The organism is Pseudomonadota bacterium (assembly GCA_008501635.1).
In the GTDB taxonomy this organism is placed as follows: Bacteria; Pseudomonadota; Gammaproteobacteria; order QQUJ01; family QQUJ01; genus QQUJ01.
On the sequence record QQUJ01000018.1, the window covers coordinates 466,109 to 482,000 of the forward strand.

Here is a 15,892-nt window from a genome sequence, read left to right on the forward strand (position 1 = left end):
GGGTGTGGTCAAAAGAGCGCGGTCAGGGCAAGCACGATGTTGTAAATCTGCATGACGGTGAACTTTGGAGCGCTAGCCGACATTACCCGCCCCGCTGGGACGTTCCTGACCCCGGATGATCCTGATCAGCGCGTCGGTAACCTGGCGCGTCGTTGCCTGGCCACCGAGGTCCGGCGTATGCAACGATCGATCGGCGGTGACCGTCTCGATGGCTTGCATGAGACGTTCGGCCGCTGCATGTTCACCCAGGTGTTCGAGCATCATCTGGACGGTCCAGAAAGTGCCCACCGGGTTTGCGATGCCCTTGCCGGTGATGTCAAACGCCGAACCGTGGATCGGTTCGAACATCGAAGGCGCCATGCCTTCGGGGTTCAGGTTTGCCGTCGGCGCGATGCCGATCGATCCGGCGAGCGCCGCGGCGAGGTCGGACAGAATATCGGCGTGCAGGTTGCTTGCCACGATGGTGTCGAGGGAAGCGGGCTTCAGTGTCATGCGCACCGTCATGGCGTCCACCAGCATTTTGTCCCAGGCTACATCGGGGAACTTCTTGGCAACCCGCGCCGCCACCTCGTCCCATAGCACCATCCCGTGACGCTGCGCATTGGATTTGGTGACCACGGTCAGGCGCTTGCGCGGGCGCGACTGCGCCAACCGGAAGGCAAAGCGCATGATCCGCTCGATCCCCGCGCGGGTGAAGACCGAGACGTCGGTGGCCACTTCAATAGGCAGGCCGGGATGGCTGCGCCCACCCTGTCCCGAGTACTCGCCTTCCGAGTTTTCCCGCACGATCACCCAGTCCAGTTCGCCGTCATTGACGCTGCGCAGCGGGCTCTGAATTCCCGGTAGAACGCGTGTTGGCCGAACGTTGGCGTACTGGTCCAGCGGTTGGCAGATGGCGAGGCGCAATCCCCAGAGGGTCAGATGGTCAGGTACATCGGGAGCGCCAACCGCTCCAAACAGGATCGCATCGAACGCACGCAGCCGCTCGGCCCCGTCAGCAGGCATCAGCGCGCCTTCCCGCTTGTAACGTTCCGAACCCCAATCGAAGTGCGCGGTCTCGAAACGGAAGCCACCCTGCTGTTCGGCGAGGGTCTCCAGAGCCTCCAGGCCGGCGGCAACGACCTCGATACCGATGCCGTCGCCGGGAATGACCGCAAGTTTGTGGGTACGCATAGTCACTGGGTGATTCTCCGTTTCAGAAGAGGACGCCGGCCGGTATGCGATATGGAAGCGTGTTTACCCTGGGCCACCCGAACCCGGCGATCAGGGCGCTGCCGGTGGCGCGCGGACCGTCCAAAGGCGAATGCCAGTACGATCATAGTCCGCAATGATCCGAATCACGAGCCAGGCCGTGCCTGATTGGCGACGGTCCAAAGCCCGGGAGTGCGAACTGCCGGATCAGGCAAGAACATAGGCACGAACGAGGCGGAGACGGCCGATGCCGAACCGCGCGACCGGTGCGATCAAGCAACCACAGATCAGCATGGCGGTGACGACATCCGGAAACTCCGACAAGGCTCCCGCCGACAGCCCCGAGGCGGCCGGAACGATCTGGCTGGTGGTGGTGTACATGCTCATCACACGGCCGCGCACAGCGGGCGTCGCCTCGGCCTGCAATCCGGCGACGATGAGGCTGACCACCATGCCGCCGACTCCCACGGATGGCCGATCTGTGACAGCGAGGCGATTCCCGCACCAGCCGCCAAACAGCCGAGCGGGATGACCCACCTGTCCGGCAGAATCGGTTTGGCAACCATCGCCTGCGGCTACCTTGCCGGCACTCTTCCGATCCGTGAGATTGCCTATCTCTCGGGTTCTCCGATACCACGGGCTTCCACCAGGCTTTCAGACGCTGGACGGGATTGACCCCGAGGCAATGGCGGGAGCAGGGGGCGCGATAGGGGCCGCGGCGTCTGTCACCCCCAGGGAAACGCCGCGCGCGGCGGCAGATCCCCATCGCTGTCAGCCAGGCTCTCCGCGATGCGTAGCCCCTCGTTCCATTTCGCCATTCGCTCGGAGCGTGAGAACGAACCGACCTTGAGTTGTTTAGCGCCCCAGCCGACGGCGAGATGCACAATGGTGACATCTTCGCTCTCACCCGATCGAGCGGAGACGATCGCCTCCCAGTCTGCGGCACGGGCGGCTTCAAGGGCTGCCCGCGTCTCGGTCAGGGTGCCGGCCTGGTTGGGTTTGATCAACGCCGTATTGCAGGCGCCGAGTTCGGCCGCTCGGTGGATGCGGGCGGCGTTGGTACAGATAAAGTCGTCGGCAACCACTTCAATGCGCGGTCCGGCAGCGGCTGTGAAGCGCGCCAGCGCGGTGCCGTCGTCCTCGCCGAGCGGATCTTCGATCGCAACGATCGGGTAACGCGCGAGCCAGCCGAGCAGCATTTCCGCGAGGCCGTCGCTGTCGATCTCGCGCCCGTCGCGGGAGAGGCGGTAACGACCACCGTGCCCGAAATCGGTGGCGGCGATATCGAGCGAGATCGCGACGTCGCTGCCGGGAACCAACCCCGCGCGCTCGATGGCCTGCACCAGGACATCCAGCCCCTGTTCGTTGTTGCTGAAGGCCGGCCAGTAACCCCCTTCGTCCGCGACGCCCTGCAGCAGGCCGGCTGCGCTCATCAACTGCCCGGCGGCGCGATAGACCTCGGCGGTCCAGTCGAGCGCCTGTGCGTAGCTGCCGGCGCCGACGGCGATCACCATGAAATCCTGCACGTCGACACGCCGTCCCGCATGGGCGCCGCCACCGAAGATCTGAACTTCCGGTAAGGGCAGACAGGGGGAGCTGTCACCGTTCGCGAGGTAGCGCCACAGGGGCAAGCCCCGCGCGGTGGCCGCGGCGTGGGCGACCGCCATGGAGGTGGCGACCAGGGCATTGCCGCCCAGGCGCTCCCGGTTGGGTGTGCCATCGAGCGCCACCAGTGCCGCATCGATTTCCGACTGATCGGTGGCCGCCCTGCCACGCAGCAGGCCGGCAATCTCGCCGTTGACCGCGTCGAGCGCGCCGCGCACATCGAATCCGCCGAACGCGGTGCCGCCGTCACGGCGATCGACGGCTTCGGCGCTGCCCGTGGAGGCACCCGCCGGGGCGATGGCGCGGCCGATCGCGCCGCCGGCCAGTCGTACCTCGGCTTCGACGGTGGGACGCCCGCGGGAGTCCCAGACACGCCGGCCGTGAATGGAAACGATGGTGTCGTTCATGTGTCGAGTTCCCTGTTCCATGCGGCAAGCACCATGGTCAACTCATCGGCGGGATTGCTGAGCAGCCCCCGGGCGCAGCGCCGAACCCGTTCGCGATCGCTCTCCTCGGTGACATACTCCACGGGCGATTTGCCGTCGACCCGCGCCAGAAACAGTCCGGCCAGCAGATGCGCGGCACGCGTCTCGAGGGCGGCAACGGGCTCCCAGGTCACGCCGGCCAGGTAGGCGCCCGCCAGGGCGGTAAAGCAGTCGTTGAAGGCGGGACGGGTCGCGGGATTCCACAGTGACTTCAGCAGCAGGTGGTTGAGGCAGAAGGCGAGGTCAAAGGCCGGGTCACCGATGCAGGCGCATTCCGCATCGAGAAATACCGGTCCCCGCGGGCCATCGAGGATGTTCTTGGGGCTGACGTCGCCATGGATCATCACCCGGCGGGTTGCAGCGGTGCGGTGACTGAGTGCGAAGAGCGCGTCACGAAGATCGGGATGCCGCGCCGCAGTCGCCTCGAGATAGGGTTCCAGGCGGATGTCCTGAAAGATGTCCGTGCGGGGAAAGCGTCGGGCGACCGCCGGGTCGTCCGCGGTGGCCGCATGTATCGCAGCCAGCCGCCGCCCGATCTCGGCGGCAAACAAGGGATCGGCGTGGCCGTCGCGCAACTCGCTCTTCCACAGCCGATGGTTTGCCGGATCGAGGTACTCCATGACGCAGAGCATAGTCGCGGGATCGTGGTAGAGGATGGCGGGCGTGGCATCGGGCACGATCGCCCCGGCAATCTCATACCAGGCCACCTCGTACTGGTTGCGCTCGACGGGCGCGACCCAGTGCGCCGCGACCTTGAGTTGCGGCAGGGCGCGCTTGACGCAGAACGTCCTTTTCGGCGTCACCACTTTCCAGATGTCCGAGGAGACACCCCCGGTCAGTGCCTCGAACACGGCGGCATGCGGATCATCGAGGAGCCCGGCCTTGCGCAGCGTGTTTAACATGGATGGGTCGGGTCTGGTGTCCTGCGGGCTGGGCTTGGCCATCGGGCTCTCCAGGGATCGATCCCTGGGAGCTTAACGCACAAACACGGAGATTGATCGGATCCGAATGGCGCGGCGGGGAGGAACAAGGATTTATTCGACCGGGCGGACAGATTCAAGAGGCGGCGCGGAGGAAATCCGCCGACAGTGCTGCACCGGTGGCGGGGTACGCTGCCCGAACGGATGAGATGCGGATCGGGAAGCCGGATTTTTCGGCCTTCAAGCGCTCCTCGTGTCTTTCTCTTTGACAATCACGGCGTTCAATGGCAGGTTTTACGGACTTGATGTTCGTTTTCGAATATTCGTGATCGAGGGGGCAGGGAGGCGGGCAATGAGCATGAATTCGGGGTCGCGGCACGAGGCCATCCGTGCGCTGGTGGCGCGGACGGGCTTTATCACTATCGAGGCCCTGGCGCAGCGCTTTGGGGTAACGCCGCAGACCGTGCGGCGGGATATCAACTATCTCGCCAAACGAGGTGACATCCGCCGCTATCATGGGGGTGCGGGCCTGCCCTCGAGCGTGGAGAATGCCGCCTACACGACACGGCGCGTGCACAACGCCGAGATCAAGGAGCGTATCGCCGGGGTTGTCGCCGCACAGATCCCCGACAACGCCTCGCTGTTCATCAATATCGGCACCACCACCGAGGCGGTAGCGAGAGCGCTCGCCGATCACAAAGGATTGCGGGTAATAACCAACAATATGAACGTCGCGCTCTCCCTGATGCCGCGGCCCGATGTCGAAGTGCTGATTGCGGGTGGTGTCGTGCGCAGACGCGATGGGGGTATCGTGGGCGAGTCGGCGGTGGAGTTCATTCGCCAGTTCAAGGTGGATTTCGGGATCATCGGCATCAGTGGTATCGATCAGGACGGTTCGCTGCTCGATTTTGACTACCGTGAGACCAAGGTCGCCCAGGCGATTATCGCCAACTCGCGCCGTGTGTTCCTGGTGGCCGACAGCTCGAAGTTCGGCCGCAATGCCATGGTGCGGATGGGGCATCTCAGCGAAGTCTCCGCACTGTTCACGGATGGGCAGTTGCCCGCGGAGTTGCGGGATCTGGCGCTGGCGCATGAGGTGGAATTGCACCTGCTCAACTGATGCCTGACACGCTGATCCCCGCCTGTCCCAGCTGGCCAATGGGTGTTTGCACAGGAGGAAAATGTAATAAAACGAAAATAATACCTTCTAAAATGAACATCCGTGGTTCACAATTCCTTTAGAGGAAATTGAGGTTGCTGGCCGGTGTCCGGGACGATTCTTAGGGATCGTAGGGATCGCCCGGTGCGCGAGAGGGTGGCTGATGGACGGCGTGGCGATAGAGAACGATAGATCCGGGATCTTTGACCTCTGTGTGATCGGGGGCGGTATCAACGGCGTCGGCATCGCCGAGGATGCGGCGGGGCGCGGGCTGAAGGTCGTTCTCTGTGAGCAGTCGGATCTGGGCTCGGCCACCTCTTCGTCCAGCAGTAAACTGATCCATGGCGGACTGCGCTACCTCGAGCACTACGAATTCGGCCTGGTGCGCGAGGCATTGTCCGAGCGCGAAACGCTGATGCACCGCGCGCCCCACCTGGTACGACCGCTTACGTTTGTCCTGCCCCACGATCCCGCCCAGCGCCCGGAGTGGATGATCCGCATCGGCCTGTGGCTCTACGATCACCTCGGTCATCGGCGCAAATTGCCTGCCTCCCGGCACCTCGATCTGCGCGTTGCACCCGAGGGAGAGCCGCTGCGCAATCGGGATCGCGGCGGATTCGCCTACCCCGATTGCCGCGTGGACGATGCGCGTCTGGTGATTCTGGTGGCGCGCAGCGCCGCCGGCAGAGGGGCCGAGATCCGCACCCGAACCAAAGTGGTTTGGGCAGGCCGGGCTGATGGGCATTGGTGCGTTCAGACGCGCGTCGATTCCGGTGCGCCGCAGGAGCTGTGGGCGCGCATTCTGGTCAACGCCGCGGGCCCCTGGGTGGAAAGTGTGCTGGAGAAGGAGTTGGCGCTGACCCCGAAACGGCGCATCGGGCTGGTGAAGGGGAGCCACATCGTCGTGCCGCGAGTGCACACCGGCGCCCAGGCTTACCTGCTGCAGAATACCGACGGCCGGATCGTTTTCGTGATTCCCTACGAAGAGCAATTCTCATTGATTGGTACCACGGAAAAACCGTACGTGGGGAATCCGGCGGAGGCCACCATCGACGAGGATGAGATCGACTATCTGTTGGACGTCGCCAATCGCAACTTCACCCATGAGACGCAGAGGCAGGACGTGGTCTGGCGCTACGCCGGCGTCCGGCCGCTTGATGAAGACGAAGCGAGTTCGCTCTCCGAGGTGAGCAGGGGCTACAGTTTGATGATCGACGGCAAACCGGAAGAACCTCCGCTATTGTCTGTCTACGGCGGTAAGCTCACTACGTTTCGGCGTTTGGCGGAGAATGCGCTGGAGAAACTGAGACCTTGGTTGCCGCAGATGGCGAAACCGTGGACGGCGGCAGCGCTGCTGCCGGGCGGGCTGGCCGAGCGGGGTGAGCCCGAGGAGATCGCCGCGGACCTCACGCGTCGATATCAGTGGTTACCTGCTGCTCTGGCCGCTCGTTACTCCCGGGCCTATGGCGCATTGGCCGGCGATGTGATCGGTGACGCGGCCTCGTTCGAGGCAATGGGCAGACATTTCGGCGGTAGCCTGTACGAACGTGAAGTGGCGTATCTGGTGTTGCGTGAATGGGCGCGCAGTGCGGAGGATGTCATCTGGCGGCGGACGAAACAGGGACTTTGGCTGACACCGGAAGAGGTGAGGAATCTTGAAGCGTGGTTGGCGGTTCAAGTGCCTACCGCAACGGCGGCGTGAGGCCGCTGCGGTCAGGGAGTGGGTCGCGATAGGGCAGGAATAATACGAAAAGTATCTAACGATCATCTAAGGAAGATCACTAGAACCTATCTCAGAATCCCCCGCGTGCTGTGTTGAGCCCCAGAGGTGCGCTGGGTAGGCCCGAAGGCGCAGCCAATAGCAACGCTATTGGCAAGTCGAGAACACCGCCAGCGCACCTCCGGGGCCAACCCGAAGGGCCGGGCGCTCGTGGCTCCAGCGCGGTGTTGCGGCTCGCTCATTGGGAATGACCCAACCACGCTCGCTGGGCCTGATGACGGCGGGAGGATTGGCGCCGGCCGTTGCGGATGAGTGCAAGAATCGCGGTAGTCTGGATGTTCTTTACCGCGATGAGGATAACGATCTGGTGGCGGGTGCGCCCACGGATTCTTTCAAGTGGCGCGATCCCTCTACTTTGGTATCCACCGACACGCCGGTCGAGGACCCCGCTGTCTACCGCGATGCCTTCAAACCTTTCCAGGACTACCTGACCGAGAAGACCGGCAAGAAGGTGATCTACTGCACCGTGCAGTCCAATACGGCCGAAATCGAAGCGATGCGTTAGGTCGCAGTAGACCGTCATCGGTCAATGTATCGTCGATATCCGTCATGACCATCTGGATTGCGCGACATGTGGCCTGCGGCATATCGCGAAGGGGTAACAGGGTGGTTGGCGTCGATCGGTCTGTTGTCGCCATGGCCGAAGTGGTCCTTACAGGTGGCTGGCCGGGGTGACGATCGCGCCCTGGCGTGCGGGAACCATAGCATAGATAGGGCCGGTCGCTCAGCGCGGGACGCGGCAGGAGCGCTACCGATCGTGGTGCGTTCAGCAGGCAGTTCTGACCAACGTAAGGGTGGCCGCCCGGCACCCGGTGCTGCTTGTTACTCGCAGGGGGCTGGGGTATAAAGGCCACCCTCGGATCGATCGACCGGTCCCCCGGTTTTATGGCGGGCCGTGCCGGTCCCCCCGCAACAATCAGCTGTGAACCCCGTCAGGCCCGGAAGGGAGCAGCGGCAGCAGTGAATTTGTGTGCCGGGGTGTGGCTGGTGCGGGCCGCCACCCACTTTACATACCAACCTGTTCCGCGGATCAAGTAAGCCGCCGACCAGGTGCGCTATAATCGACCGCTCGTTTGACCCTGAATGTAGCCCGAATGTAATTCGGGATTTGAGAAGCTCACCTATCCCCGCGGCGAAGAGAGCAATGACCTATCAGGTACTGGCACGCAAGTGGCGCCCCCGCACCTTTGAGGAGATGGTGGGGCAGGAGCACGTGGTCAAGGCGTTGATCAACGCCTTGGACAACGATCGCCTGCACCATGCCTTTCTCTTTACCGGTACCCGTGGCGTGGGCAAAACCACTGTGGCGCGCATTCTCGCCAAATCGCTCAATTGCGAGCAGGGTGTGAGTTCGAAACCTTGCGGTGAGTGCGCCACCTGCCGCGAAGTGGATCAGGGTCGTTTTATCGATCTGATCGAAGTCGATGCCGCCTCCCGCACCAAGGTCGAGGATACGCGCGAACTGATGGACAATGTGCAGTACGCGCCAACCCGGGGGCGGTATAAAGTCTACCTGATCGACGAGGTGCACATGCTCTCCACCCACAGCTTCAACGCCCTGTTGAAGACATTGGAGGAACCACCTCCCCATGTGAAGTTTCTGCTTGCAACGACCGATCCGCAGAAAGTACCGGTAACGGTGCTCTCGCGCTGCCTGCAGTTCAGCCTCAAACGGCTGCCTGCCGAGATGATCGTCGAGTATCTCCAGCGTCTGCTGGGGGCGGAGGAGGTCTGCTTCGACCAGGGCGCCCTGGTGCTGATCGCGCGTGCCGCAGACGGCAGTATGCGCGATGCGCTGAGTCTGCTCGATCAGGCGATCGCTCACGGTGGCGGCGAGCTTCGCGACAATGAGGTGCGTATGATGCTCGGTACCATCGAGCAGACCTACGTGTTCGAACTGTTGCGTCAGATCGTCGCCGGCAATGGGCAGGCACTGCTCGAAGAGGTGCAGCGGATTGCGACGCAGGCCCCGGATTTCGGCGGGATAGTGGCCGATATGATCACTGTATTGCAGCGCATCGCTTTGGCCCAGGTAGTACCGGATGCCATCGATGACCTCCTGGGAGACCGCGACGCGGTGATGGAGTTGGCGGAACAGGCATCGCCGGAAGAGGTGCAGCTTTTCTATCAGATCGCCTTGAACGGGCGCCGCGATCTACCGCTGGCCCCGGAGCCCCGCAGTGGCTTTGAAATGATTCTGTTGCGCATGCTCGCCTTTCGTCCGGTCACCGGTGAGCAACAAGTTGCCGGCGACGCGAACCAAACCGGTCGGGGAGAACGGAGCGCTGTGCGCGGGGCGCAGGCGAAGGCTCCGTTGCCGGCGATCACCCCCGCGGGGGAATCTTCCGCAGACGCTGTCGCCGAGCTCCCGCCGGCACCGCGCCCGCAAGCGCCGACCAATCCCAACCGTGGCAGCGAGGGTAACTGGAAACAGATCGTGGATTCGCTGCGCGTGGGAGGTATGGTCAAGGAACTCGCAATGCACTGCTCCTGGGTGGGCAGAGAGGGTAGTCGCGTGCATTTGATGCTCGATCCGGCCAATGCGCAATTGCGCAGCGAGTCGTTGGAGAAACGCCTGGCGGAGGCGCTGCAGACCCATTTGGGTGAACCGGTGCGGCTGGAGATCGAGGTAGGCAACCTCACTCAGGTAACACCGGCCCAGGAGCGTGCCCGCGACGCCGCGCAGAGACAAGCCGAAGCTGAGAAAGCCGTCGCGGAGGATCCCAATGTTCAAGCATTGCAGGATGTTTTTTCAGCACAGATCCGTGACGGTTCCACGCGTCCGCTTAACGATTCCCATTGAACGGCGCAGCCGCTGCAGGAAGGTACAAGTCGTCTAATCACGCCATAGCTGTAATTGAGGAGTAACCATGAAGGGGCAGATCGGCAAGTTGATGAAACAGGCCCAGCAGATGCAGGCCAATATGCAGAAGGCTCAGCAGGAGCTGGCCAACATGGAGGTGGAGGGCGAGTCGGGAGGCGGGCTGGTGAAAGTCATCATGACGGGGCGTCACGAGTTGCGGCGCGTCTCTATCGATCCCAGTCTCTTCGTCGACGACGATCGCGAGATGCTCGAGGATCTGGTGGCGGCGGCCGTCAACGATGCGGTGCAGCGCGTCGAGAAAAATACCCAGGAAAAAATGAGCGGCTTTGCCTCGGGATTCGAGTTGCCGGCCGGCTTCAAAATGCCGTTCTGAGCGCTGGCGGCGATGGCAACTTTCCCGCCGTTGATCGAGGGGCTCATACAGGCGTTGCGATGTTTGCCGGGAGTTGGACCGAAATCGGCGCAGCGTATTGCCTTTCACCTGCTCGAGAGAGACCGTACCGGTGGCCGGGCTCTGGCGCACGCACTGGAAGAGGCGATGGTCAATGTGGGGCGATGCGCGAGCTGCCGCACATTCAGCGAATCAGAACTGTGCCCTTTGTGCAGTTCCAATCGTCGCGAGCGCACTTTGTTGTGCGTAGTCGAAACCCCGGCCGACGTCTACGCGATCGAGCAAGCCACGGACTATCGCGGTCTCTACTTCGTGCTGGGAGGGCATCTTTCACCCCTCGATGGCATTGGGCCGGGTGAACTCGGCCTGGACGATTTGGAGCAAAGGTTTGTCAGCCCCGGATTAAGCGAGGTCATTCTCGCCACCAATCCTACGGTGGAAGGCGAGGCGACCGCTCACTTCATCGCCGAGCTTGCGGGCCAATACGGGGTGACCACGACCCGCATCGCCCATGGCGTGCCCCTGGGGGGTGAGCTGGAATATATCGACGGTGGAACGCTGTCTCACGCCTTCAGTGGCAGGCGATCGATGTAAAGGAACCGCTGATCAAGTCGTGTTCAGTGATTCTGTTGCCCGGAAGCGATGATTCCGGTGTTGGAAAGCTTGGCAATAGTGGGCTATTACCTGCACTTTGCGCCTTGAATTCGCCCCTTCTGTACAACACCCTCATTTAAACTGACTTGATCAGAGGTTCCTAAAGATGCCCTGACTCGGGCGACACTCATTCGGATGCAATTTCTCGCACAATAATTCGATAACTCGCCAGGCGTCGCTCGTCGATCCTGTTTTGCTTCACCGCGTCACGTAGTGCACAGTCCGGCTCCGTTTCGTGACGGCAGTCGCGAAAGCGGCAGTGGCCGAGAAACGGCCGGAACTCTATAAAACCCTCAGCCACGCGTTGCGGGTCTTTTTCATAGAGTCGAAACTCACGAACCCCTGGCGAGTCGATCAGATCTCCTCCGGTAGGGAGATGGTAGAGCATTGTAGAGGTGGTGGTATGCCGACCCTGACCCGATGCCTCAGACAGATCGCCGATGCGGATCATCTGCTCGGGCAGGAGCGCCTTTATGAGGGATGATTTGCCTGTGCCGGAGTGACCCACCAGAATGCTGGTATGGCCTGAGAGCGCTCGAAACAGTTCATCCAATCCATGTTTGCGCCTGGTGCTGGTGTAAACGACCTGGTAGCCGATGCGTTCGTAGACCGACATTTGTTCATGCAATGTCTTGCGCACGCCTTCATCTGCGAGGTCGATCTTGTTGACCACTACCAATGGGACTGCACCCAATAGCTCAGCCGCTGCCAGGTAACGGTCTATGAGGTGTTCATCGAAGGCGGGCTGGACCGCCGCGACCACCACCAATCGATCAATGTTGGCAGCCAGCGGCTTGAGTCGGCCGCCGTAATCCGGACGGCTGAGTTCGGTGCGACGGGGTACCAGGGCCGTTACGACACCCTCTGACCCATTGATGTGTTGAAAAACCACGCGGTCGCCGCTGACCATCAGTTCGAGGTTGGCGCGGGGTACGCAACGTATTACTTCGCCTTGGCTGTTTTCCACCATCAGCGAAGAGCCAAAATTGGCGAGCACCTGACCGATCTCCTCGGAACCGAGCTGATTGGCTTCGCTATCGTCAGTATTGGATTGTGTGCGCTGTTTGACGCGAGCCAGCCGCCGCTCCTGGATGCGCTGGACGTGATGCGCCTGACGGCGGGTCAGGCGGCGATTTGCCATAGCGCTGCAAAAGGCGAGAGGGAGTCGCTCCGATATGATTCAGTCTTGGAACAGGGCATCGGTTTTTGCGGCACAGATGAAGTCGTTCTCGGACAGCCCGTTAATGGCATGAGTGGTATACCTGACTGTGCAGCGATTGTAGCCCACCTCGAGATCAGGATGGTGGTCCTCTTCGTGAGCGATCCAGGCGAGGGCGTTCACGAATGCCATCGTCTTGTGAAAATCGGAAAAACGGAACAGTCGTTCTATGGCCTGCGAATCCGAGCTGAGCTGCCAGTCGGGATGCAGTTGCTCCAACAGGGTTTCCGCGGTTTCTGCCCCGAGGGGGGTGGTGCCGCCTTCGCAGGGGCGGCATCGCTTTTGAGTGAGTTTGTTCATGATGCGGGCTCCGCATTGGTACTGCTGTAGAGTCTAGACTCCTGCGCGCCCGCTGTGCGAGATCCGCATGGGTTTGTTACATTTCCAGCCATCCCTTTAGCCGAGGCGGTTCTCTAATGACGATCAGCGACATGAACCTTATCTGGATTGACCTGGAGATGACAGGCCTGGATCCTGATCGCGACACCATTCTGGAGATCGCTACGATCGTCACTGATTCCCAACTCAATGTGCTTGAGGAGGGACCGGTATTGGCGATCCATCAGCCGAACGCTGTTATCGACGGCATGGATGAATGGAACACGCTGCACCATGGCAGGAGCGGTCTGATCGAACGGGTCCGGCGCAGTGATATCGACATGGCCGGGGCGGAACAGGCAACCCTGGCATTTCTGGTGCGGTGGGTCCCAAGCGGAAAATCGCCGATTTGCGGCAACAGTATTTGCCAGGACCGGCGCTTTTTAGTGCGATTGATGCCCGAGCTTGAGGGCTTTTTTCACTATCGCAATCTGGATGTCAGCACTCTCAAGGAACTGGCCAGGCGTTGGGCACCTGACGTTGCTGACGGATTCACCAAAGAGGGTAGACATGAAGCGCTTTCCGATATTCGTGAATCGATCAGGGAACTGCAGTACTACCGGAGCATGCTGTTTAAATAACTATCGATCGAATACCAGGTGACCGGGAATGCGCTGGCGTTCGCAGCAATCCCGTTTTAAAAATCTGTATTAGTGATATTTATTAAATGGAATACTGATATGTATGCGGCAAGCATTGCAAGAGAACGAAGCGACGCTGATAATCCGGTAAAAATCACCCGTTTGCCTGGGTGGGAGAACCGCTTCGGCAAATGAGTGAAATTGCAGCGGCAACGGAAGCGAACACTATAATCACAGCCGCCTGTGGGGATAGCTAGGTCACCATGCACACAACAGCCCTGTCGCACTATCCTGAGCAAGTCGTCGAAAAACGGGCGGCGGTAGGTACCGTAGTAATCGTGGATGACCAGGCAACCAGCCGGCAGATCCTCGCAGAAATCATAAAAAAAACAATCGGCGGAGTGGAAATACTCACGTTCGACGGGGCCCCGGCCGCGCTGGAGTGGATGAACAAGCGGACTCCAGACCTCATCGTTGCCGACTACAAGATGCCGGAAATGAACGGCATCGAATTTATCCGACGCATTCGCGAACTGCCTAACGGTTTCGATATCCCCGTCGTGATCGTCACCATTGTCGAAGACCGGGAAGTGCGCTACCAGGCGCTGGAAGCGGGCGCCACCGATTTTCTTACCAAGCCCGTAGATCGGCATGAGTGTGCAGCGCGGTGTCGTAATCTGCTTACGCTCCGAAACCAGCAGCATATCATCAGAGACCGTGCTGACTGGTTGGAGCAGCAGGTCGGATTTGCCACACGTGAGGTGCGGGAGCGAGAGCGCGAAACCTTGTTGCGACTCGCGAAAGCGGGCGAGTTCAGAGATGAAGAAACCTTCAATCATGTTTTACGAGTGAAAAGATACACGCGGATCATTGCGGAAGATTTGGGGTTTCCTGAAGAACAGTGCGAAGTGACGAGTCTGGCCGCAACGCTGCATGACATCGGGAAGGTCGGCATCCCCGACGGGATTCTTTTGAAGATGGGGCGGTATACGCCGGCGGAAAAGCTCTTTATGCAACAGCATACCCACATCGGCTACAACATCCTCAAGGACAGTCCTTCCAAGTACCTGCAGGCGGGCGCAATTATTGCCCTCAATCACCATGAACGTTTTGACGGCACGGGTTACCCGCAGAGGCTTGCCGGTGATGCGATACCCATGGCGGCGAGAATCGTAGCTGTTACCGACGTGTTCGATGCACTGACGTCGAGGCGCCCATATAAAAAACCGTGGAAGCTGGAAGACGCCTTCCACTACATCCAGGCGGAAAGCGGTAAACACTTTGATCCCTTATGTATAGAGATCATGACGTGCAATAAAGAGAAGGTGGCGGAAGTGCATAACGAGTTGCAGGATCCTGACAGCACCTTCCAGTAAGGGCGTTACTATAGCCGACGCCATTCACGTAAATGCATCAGGTTGGATGAGTGCCCGCACTCCTATGCCCGCGATGAAAACTATAGCAGCGAGCAGTCCTGACACTATATAAAGGCCGATTCGAGAAGGCCGGGAGCCATATCTCACTGACTGCCTTATGCCCAAGCGTCGTGCTTGGTCTAGTGGGCGAAAAACCAAAAAAATCGACGCTTCACTGAAGAAGTCTGATCGAATAACGCTAACTCGTTGATGGCATGAAGAAAAACAGTTGTACGTTCCGCTCTGCGTGCGTAGTTTCGTGATCCATGCACGAATAGGTATTCGGGGAATGCCAAGAATAAAAGAGAAGATGGTATTGCCTGTGTTCCATGACATCTATATCGAAAGAGGAGAGCAGCACAAATGGCCAATCTGACACTGATCGAGTCGAATGGGGAAAGACGGACGGGTAAGGCGAGAAGCTATCAGCATGCGCAAGTTGTCGAAGATGAGTGTCTGGGCGTAACCGCACTATATATGCAGCCGCCTATGAAGACGTGCTACACACCTGAATTGCTGGCGGATATATTGTATTGGCAGGAGGGTATTCGCAAACGCTATCATGCCGAGGAAGCTGAAAATAGAGCCCCTACCTTTCGCTGGGGTGTGTTCGCCTCGGCTATCAACGGGTTCTTTAATACAGGCGGGGACCTGGGAAGGTTTGTAAAATGGATTCGCGACCGGGATCGGGGTGCATTGCTGGAATACGCCACCTCATGCATCAAGGTCGCGCACAATGGTTCCGTGGCGCTCGATCTTGAGGGTTTTGAATTTATTGCGCTGGTGCAGGGTCCGGCATTAGGCGGCGGGTTTGAGGCGGCATTGGCCTGCACGACGATCGTTGCGGAACGCGGCAGCCAATTCGGTTTTCCCGAAGTGCTCTTTAATCTTTTCCCGGGAATGGGCGCCTATTCATTCCTCTCTCGCCGCGTCAACCAAGCCTTGGCGGAGCGGATAATCATGAGCGGCAAACTCTATTCCGCCGAGGAGATGTATGAGATGGGAATCGTCAATGTTCTTGCCGAACCAGGAGAGGGTGAGAGCGCTGTGCGGAGGCTGGTCAAGAATGCCCCGCGCCAAAGCAACGCCAGGAGTCTGATTTCCACTATACGGCGCAAACACAACCGCGTTCCCTTTGAAGAATTGCTGGAGATTACCCAGCACTGGGTAGACTGCGCGTTGGCGCTTTCCGACAAGGAACTGCGAACCATGGAGAGAATTCTGCGTGCGCAGGCTCAGGCCTCGGTAACAGTCAACAACGTGCAGGAGGCCTCGCGATCCAAGTAATAA

At 60.3% G+C, this 15,892-nt stretch carries 15 protein-coding genes, 1 other RNA gene and 1 pseudogene; 11 read left to right on the forward strand and 6 right to left on the reverse strand.

Annotated elements, in window-relative coordinates; translation table 11 throughout:
• Positions 1 to 72: 72 nt before the first annotated feature.
• Complete coding sequence (locus DWQ09_12150) at positions 73 to 1,179, reverse strand: tartrate dehydrogenase (GenBank protein ID KAA3627896.1); 1,107 nt, start codon at positions 1,177 to 1,179, stop codon at positions 73 to 75.
• A 219-nt stretch (positions 1,180 to 1,398) separates the two neighbouring features.
• Positions 1,399 to 1,644, reverse strand: a complete 246-nt coding sequence (locus tag DWQ09_12155) for a hypothetical protein (GenBank protein KAA3627897.1) — start codon at positions 1,642 to 1,644, stop codon at positions 1,399 to 1,401.
• Positions 1,645 to 1,719: 75 nt separating this feature from the next.
• On the opposite strand from DWQ09_12155, the pseudogene DWQ09_12160 reads away from it, so the two are divergent.
• A pseudogene (locus DWQ09_12160) lies at positions 1,720 to 1,901 on the forward strand (AraC family transcriptional regulator).
• A gap of 15 nt (positions 1,902 to 1,916) precedes the next feature.
• Here DWQ09_12160 and DWQ09_12165 read toward each other — a convergent pair.
• The gene (locus DWQ09_12165) at positions 1,917 to 3,203 is read right to left on the reverse strand and encodes a phosphopyruvate hydratase (GenBank protein ID KAA3627898.1); all 1,287 of its coding nucleotides are present in this window, start codon (positions 3,201 to 3,203) and stop codon (positions 1,917 to 1,919) included.
• The gene (locus DWQ09_12170; protein KAA3627899.1) at positions 3,200 to 4,225 is read right to left on the reverse strand and encodes an aminoglycoside phosphotransferase family protein; all 1,026 of its coding nucleotides are present in this window, start codon (positions 4,223 to 4,225) and stop codon (positions 3,200 to 3,202) included. Before DWQ09_12170 ends, DWQ09_12165 begins: the two co-directional genes overlap by 4 nt.
• A gap of 334 nt (positions 4,226 to 4,559) precedes the next feature.
• Between DWQ09_12170 and DWQ09_12175 the strand changes: the two genes are divergently transcribed.
• The 7 genes from DWQ09_12175 to DWQ09_12205 all read left to right on the forward strand — a co-directional run bounded on the left by DWQ09_12175 (position 4,560) and on the right by DWQ09_12205 (position 10,949).
• Positions 4,560 to 5,321: a DeoR family transcriptional regulator gene (locus tag DWQ09_12175; protein KAA3628027.1), complete on the forward strand. Its 762-nt coding sequence runs from the start codon at positions 4,560 to 4,562 to the stop codon at positions 5,319 to 5,321.
• Between the two features lie 202 nt (positions 5,322 to 5,523).
• The gene (locus tag DWQ09_12180) at positions 5,524 to 7,062 is read left to right on the forward strand and encodes a glycerol-3-phosphate dehydrogenase (GenBank protein KAA3627900.1); all 1,539 of its coding nucleotides are present in this window, start codon (positions 5,524 to 5,526) and stop codon (positions 7,060 to 7,062) included.
• Between the two features lie 265 nt (positions 7,063 to 7,327).
• Positions 7,328 to 7,645 carry a hypothetical protein gene (locus DWQ09_12185; GenBank protein KAA3627901.1) on the forward strand — a complete coding sequence of 106 codons (318 nt, stop codon included), beginning with the start codon at positions 7,328 to 7,330 and terminating at the stop codon, positions 7,643 to 7,645.
• A gap of 391 nt (positions 7,646 to 8,036) precedes the next feature.
• An RNA gene (gene ffs, locus DWQ09_12190) (signal recognition particle sRNA small type) lies at positions 8,037 to 8,133 on the forward strand.
• Positions 8,134 to 8,284: 151 nt separating this feature from the next.
• The gene (locus DWQ09_12195; GenBank protein ID KAA3627902.1) at positions 8,285 to 9,943 is read left to right on the forward strand and encodes a DNA polymerase III subunit gamma/tau; all 1,659 of its coding nucleotides are present in this window, start codon (positions 8,285 to 8,287) and stop codon (positions 9,941 to 9,943) included.
• A gap of 67 nt (positions 9,944 to 10,010) precedes the next feature.
• Entirely contained in the window at positions 10,011 to 10,337 is a 327-nt protein-coding gene (locus tag DWQ09_12200) for a YbaB/EbfC family nucleoid-associated protein (GenBank protein KAA3627903.1), read from the forward strand.
• Positions 10,338 to 10,349: 12 nt separating this feature from the next.
• Positions 10,350 to 10,949: a recombination protein RecR gene (locus tag DWQ09_12205; protein KAA3627904.1), complete on the forward strand. Its 600-nt coding sequence runs from the start codon at positions 10,350 to 10,352 to the stop codon at positions 10,947 to 10,949.
• Between the two features lie 187 nt (positions 10,950 to 11,136).
• Here the strand turns inward: DWQ09_12205 and DWQ09_12210 are convergent, their stop codons facing one another.
• Complete coding sequence (locus DWQ09_12210) at positions 11,137 to 12,150, reverse strand: small ribosomal subunit biogenesis GTPase RsgA (GenBank protein ID KAA3627905.1); 1,014 nt, start codon at positions 12,148 to 12,150, stop codon at positions 11,137 to 11,139.
• Positions 12,151 to 12,189: 39 nt separating this feature from the next.
• Positions 12,190 to 12,528 (reverse strand): 4a-hydroxytetrahydrobiopterin dehydratase, encoded by a 339-nt coding sequence (locus tag DWQ09_12215; GenBank protein KAA3627906.1) that lies wholly within the window; start codon positions 12,526 to 12,528, stop codon positions 12,190 to 12,192.
• Positions 12,529 to 12,644: 116 nt separating this feature from the next.
• On the opposite strand from DWQ09_12215, the gene DWQ09_12220 reads away from it, so the two are divergent.
• The 3 genes from DWQ09_12220 to DWQ09_12230 all read left to right on the forward strand — a co-directional run bounded on the left by DWQ09_12220 (position 12,645) and on the right by DWQ09_12230 (position 15,889).
• Positions 12,645 to 13,187 carry an oligoribonuclease gene (locus DWQ09_12220; protein ID KAA3627907.1) on the forward strand — a complete coding sequence of 181 codons (543 nt, stop codon included), beginning with the start codon at positions 12,645 to 12,647 and terminating at the stop codon, positions 13,185 to 13,187.
• A gap of 263 nt (positions 13,188 to 13,450) precedes the next feature.
• Positions 13,451 to 14,563: a response regulator gene (locus tag DWQ09_12225; GenBank protein KAA3627908.1), complete on the forward strand. Its 1,113-nt coding sequence runs from the start codon at positions 13,451 to 13,453 to the stop codon at positions 14,561 to 14,563.
• Positions 14,564 to 14,965: 402 nt separating this feature from the next.
• Positions 14,966 to 15,889 carry an enoyl-CoA hydratase gene (locus DWQ09_12230; GenBank protein ID KAA3627909.1) on the forward strand — a complete coding sequence of 308 codons (924 nt, stop codon included), beginning with the start codon at positions 14,966 to 14,968 and terminating at the stop codon, positions 15,887 to 15,889.
• Positions 15,890 to 15,892 lie beyond the last annotated feature (3 nt).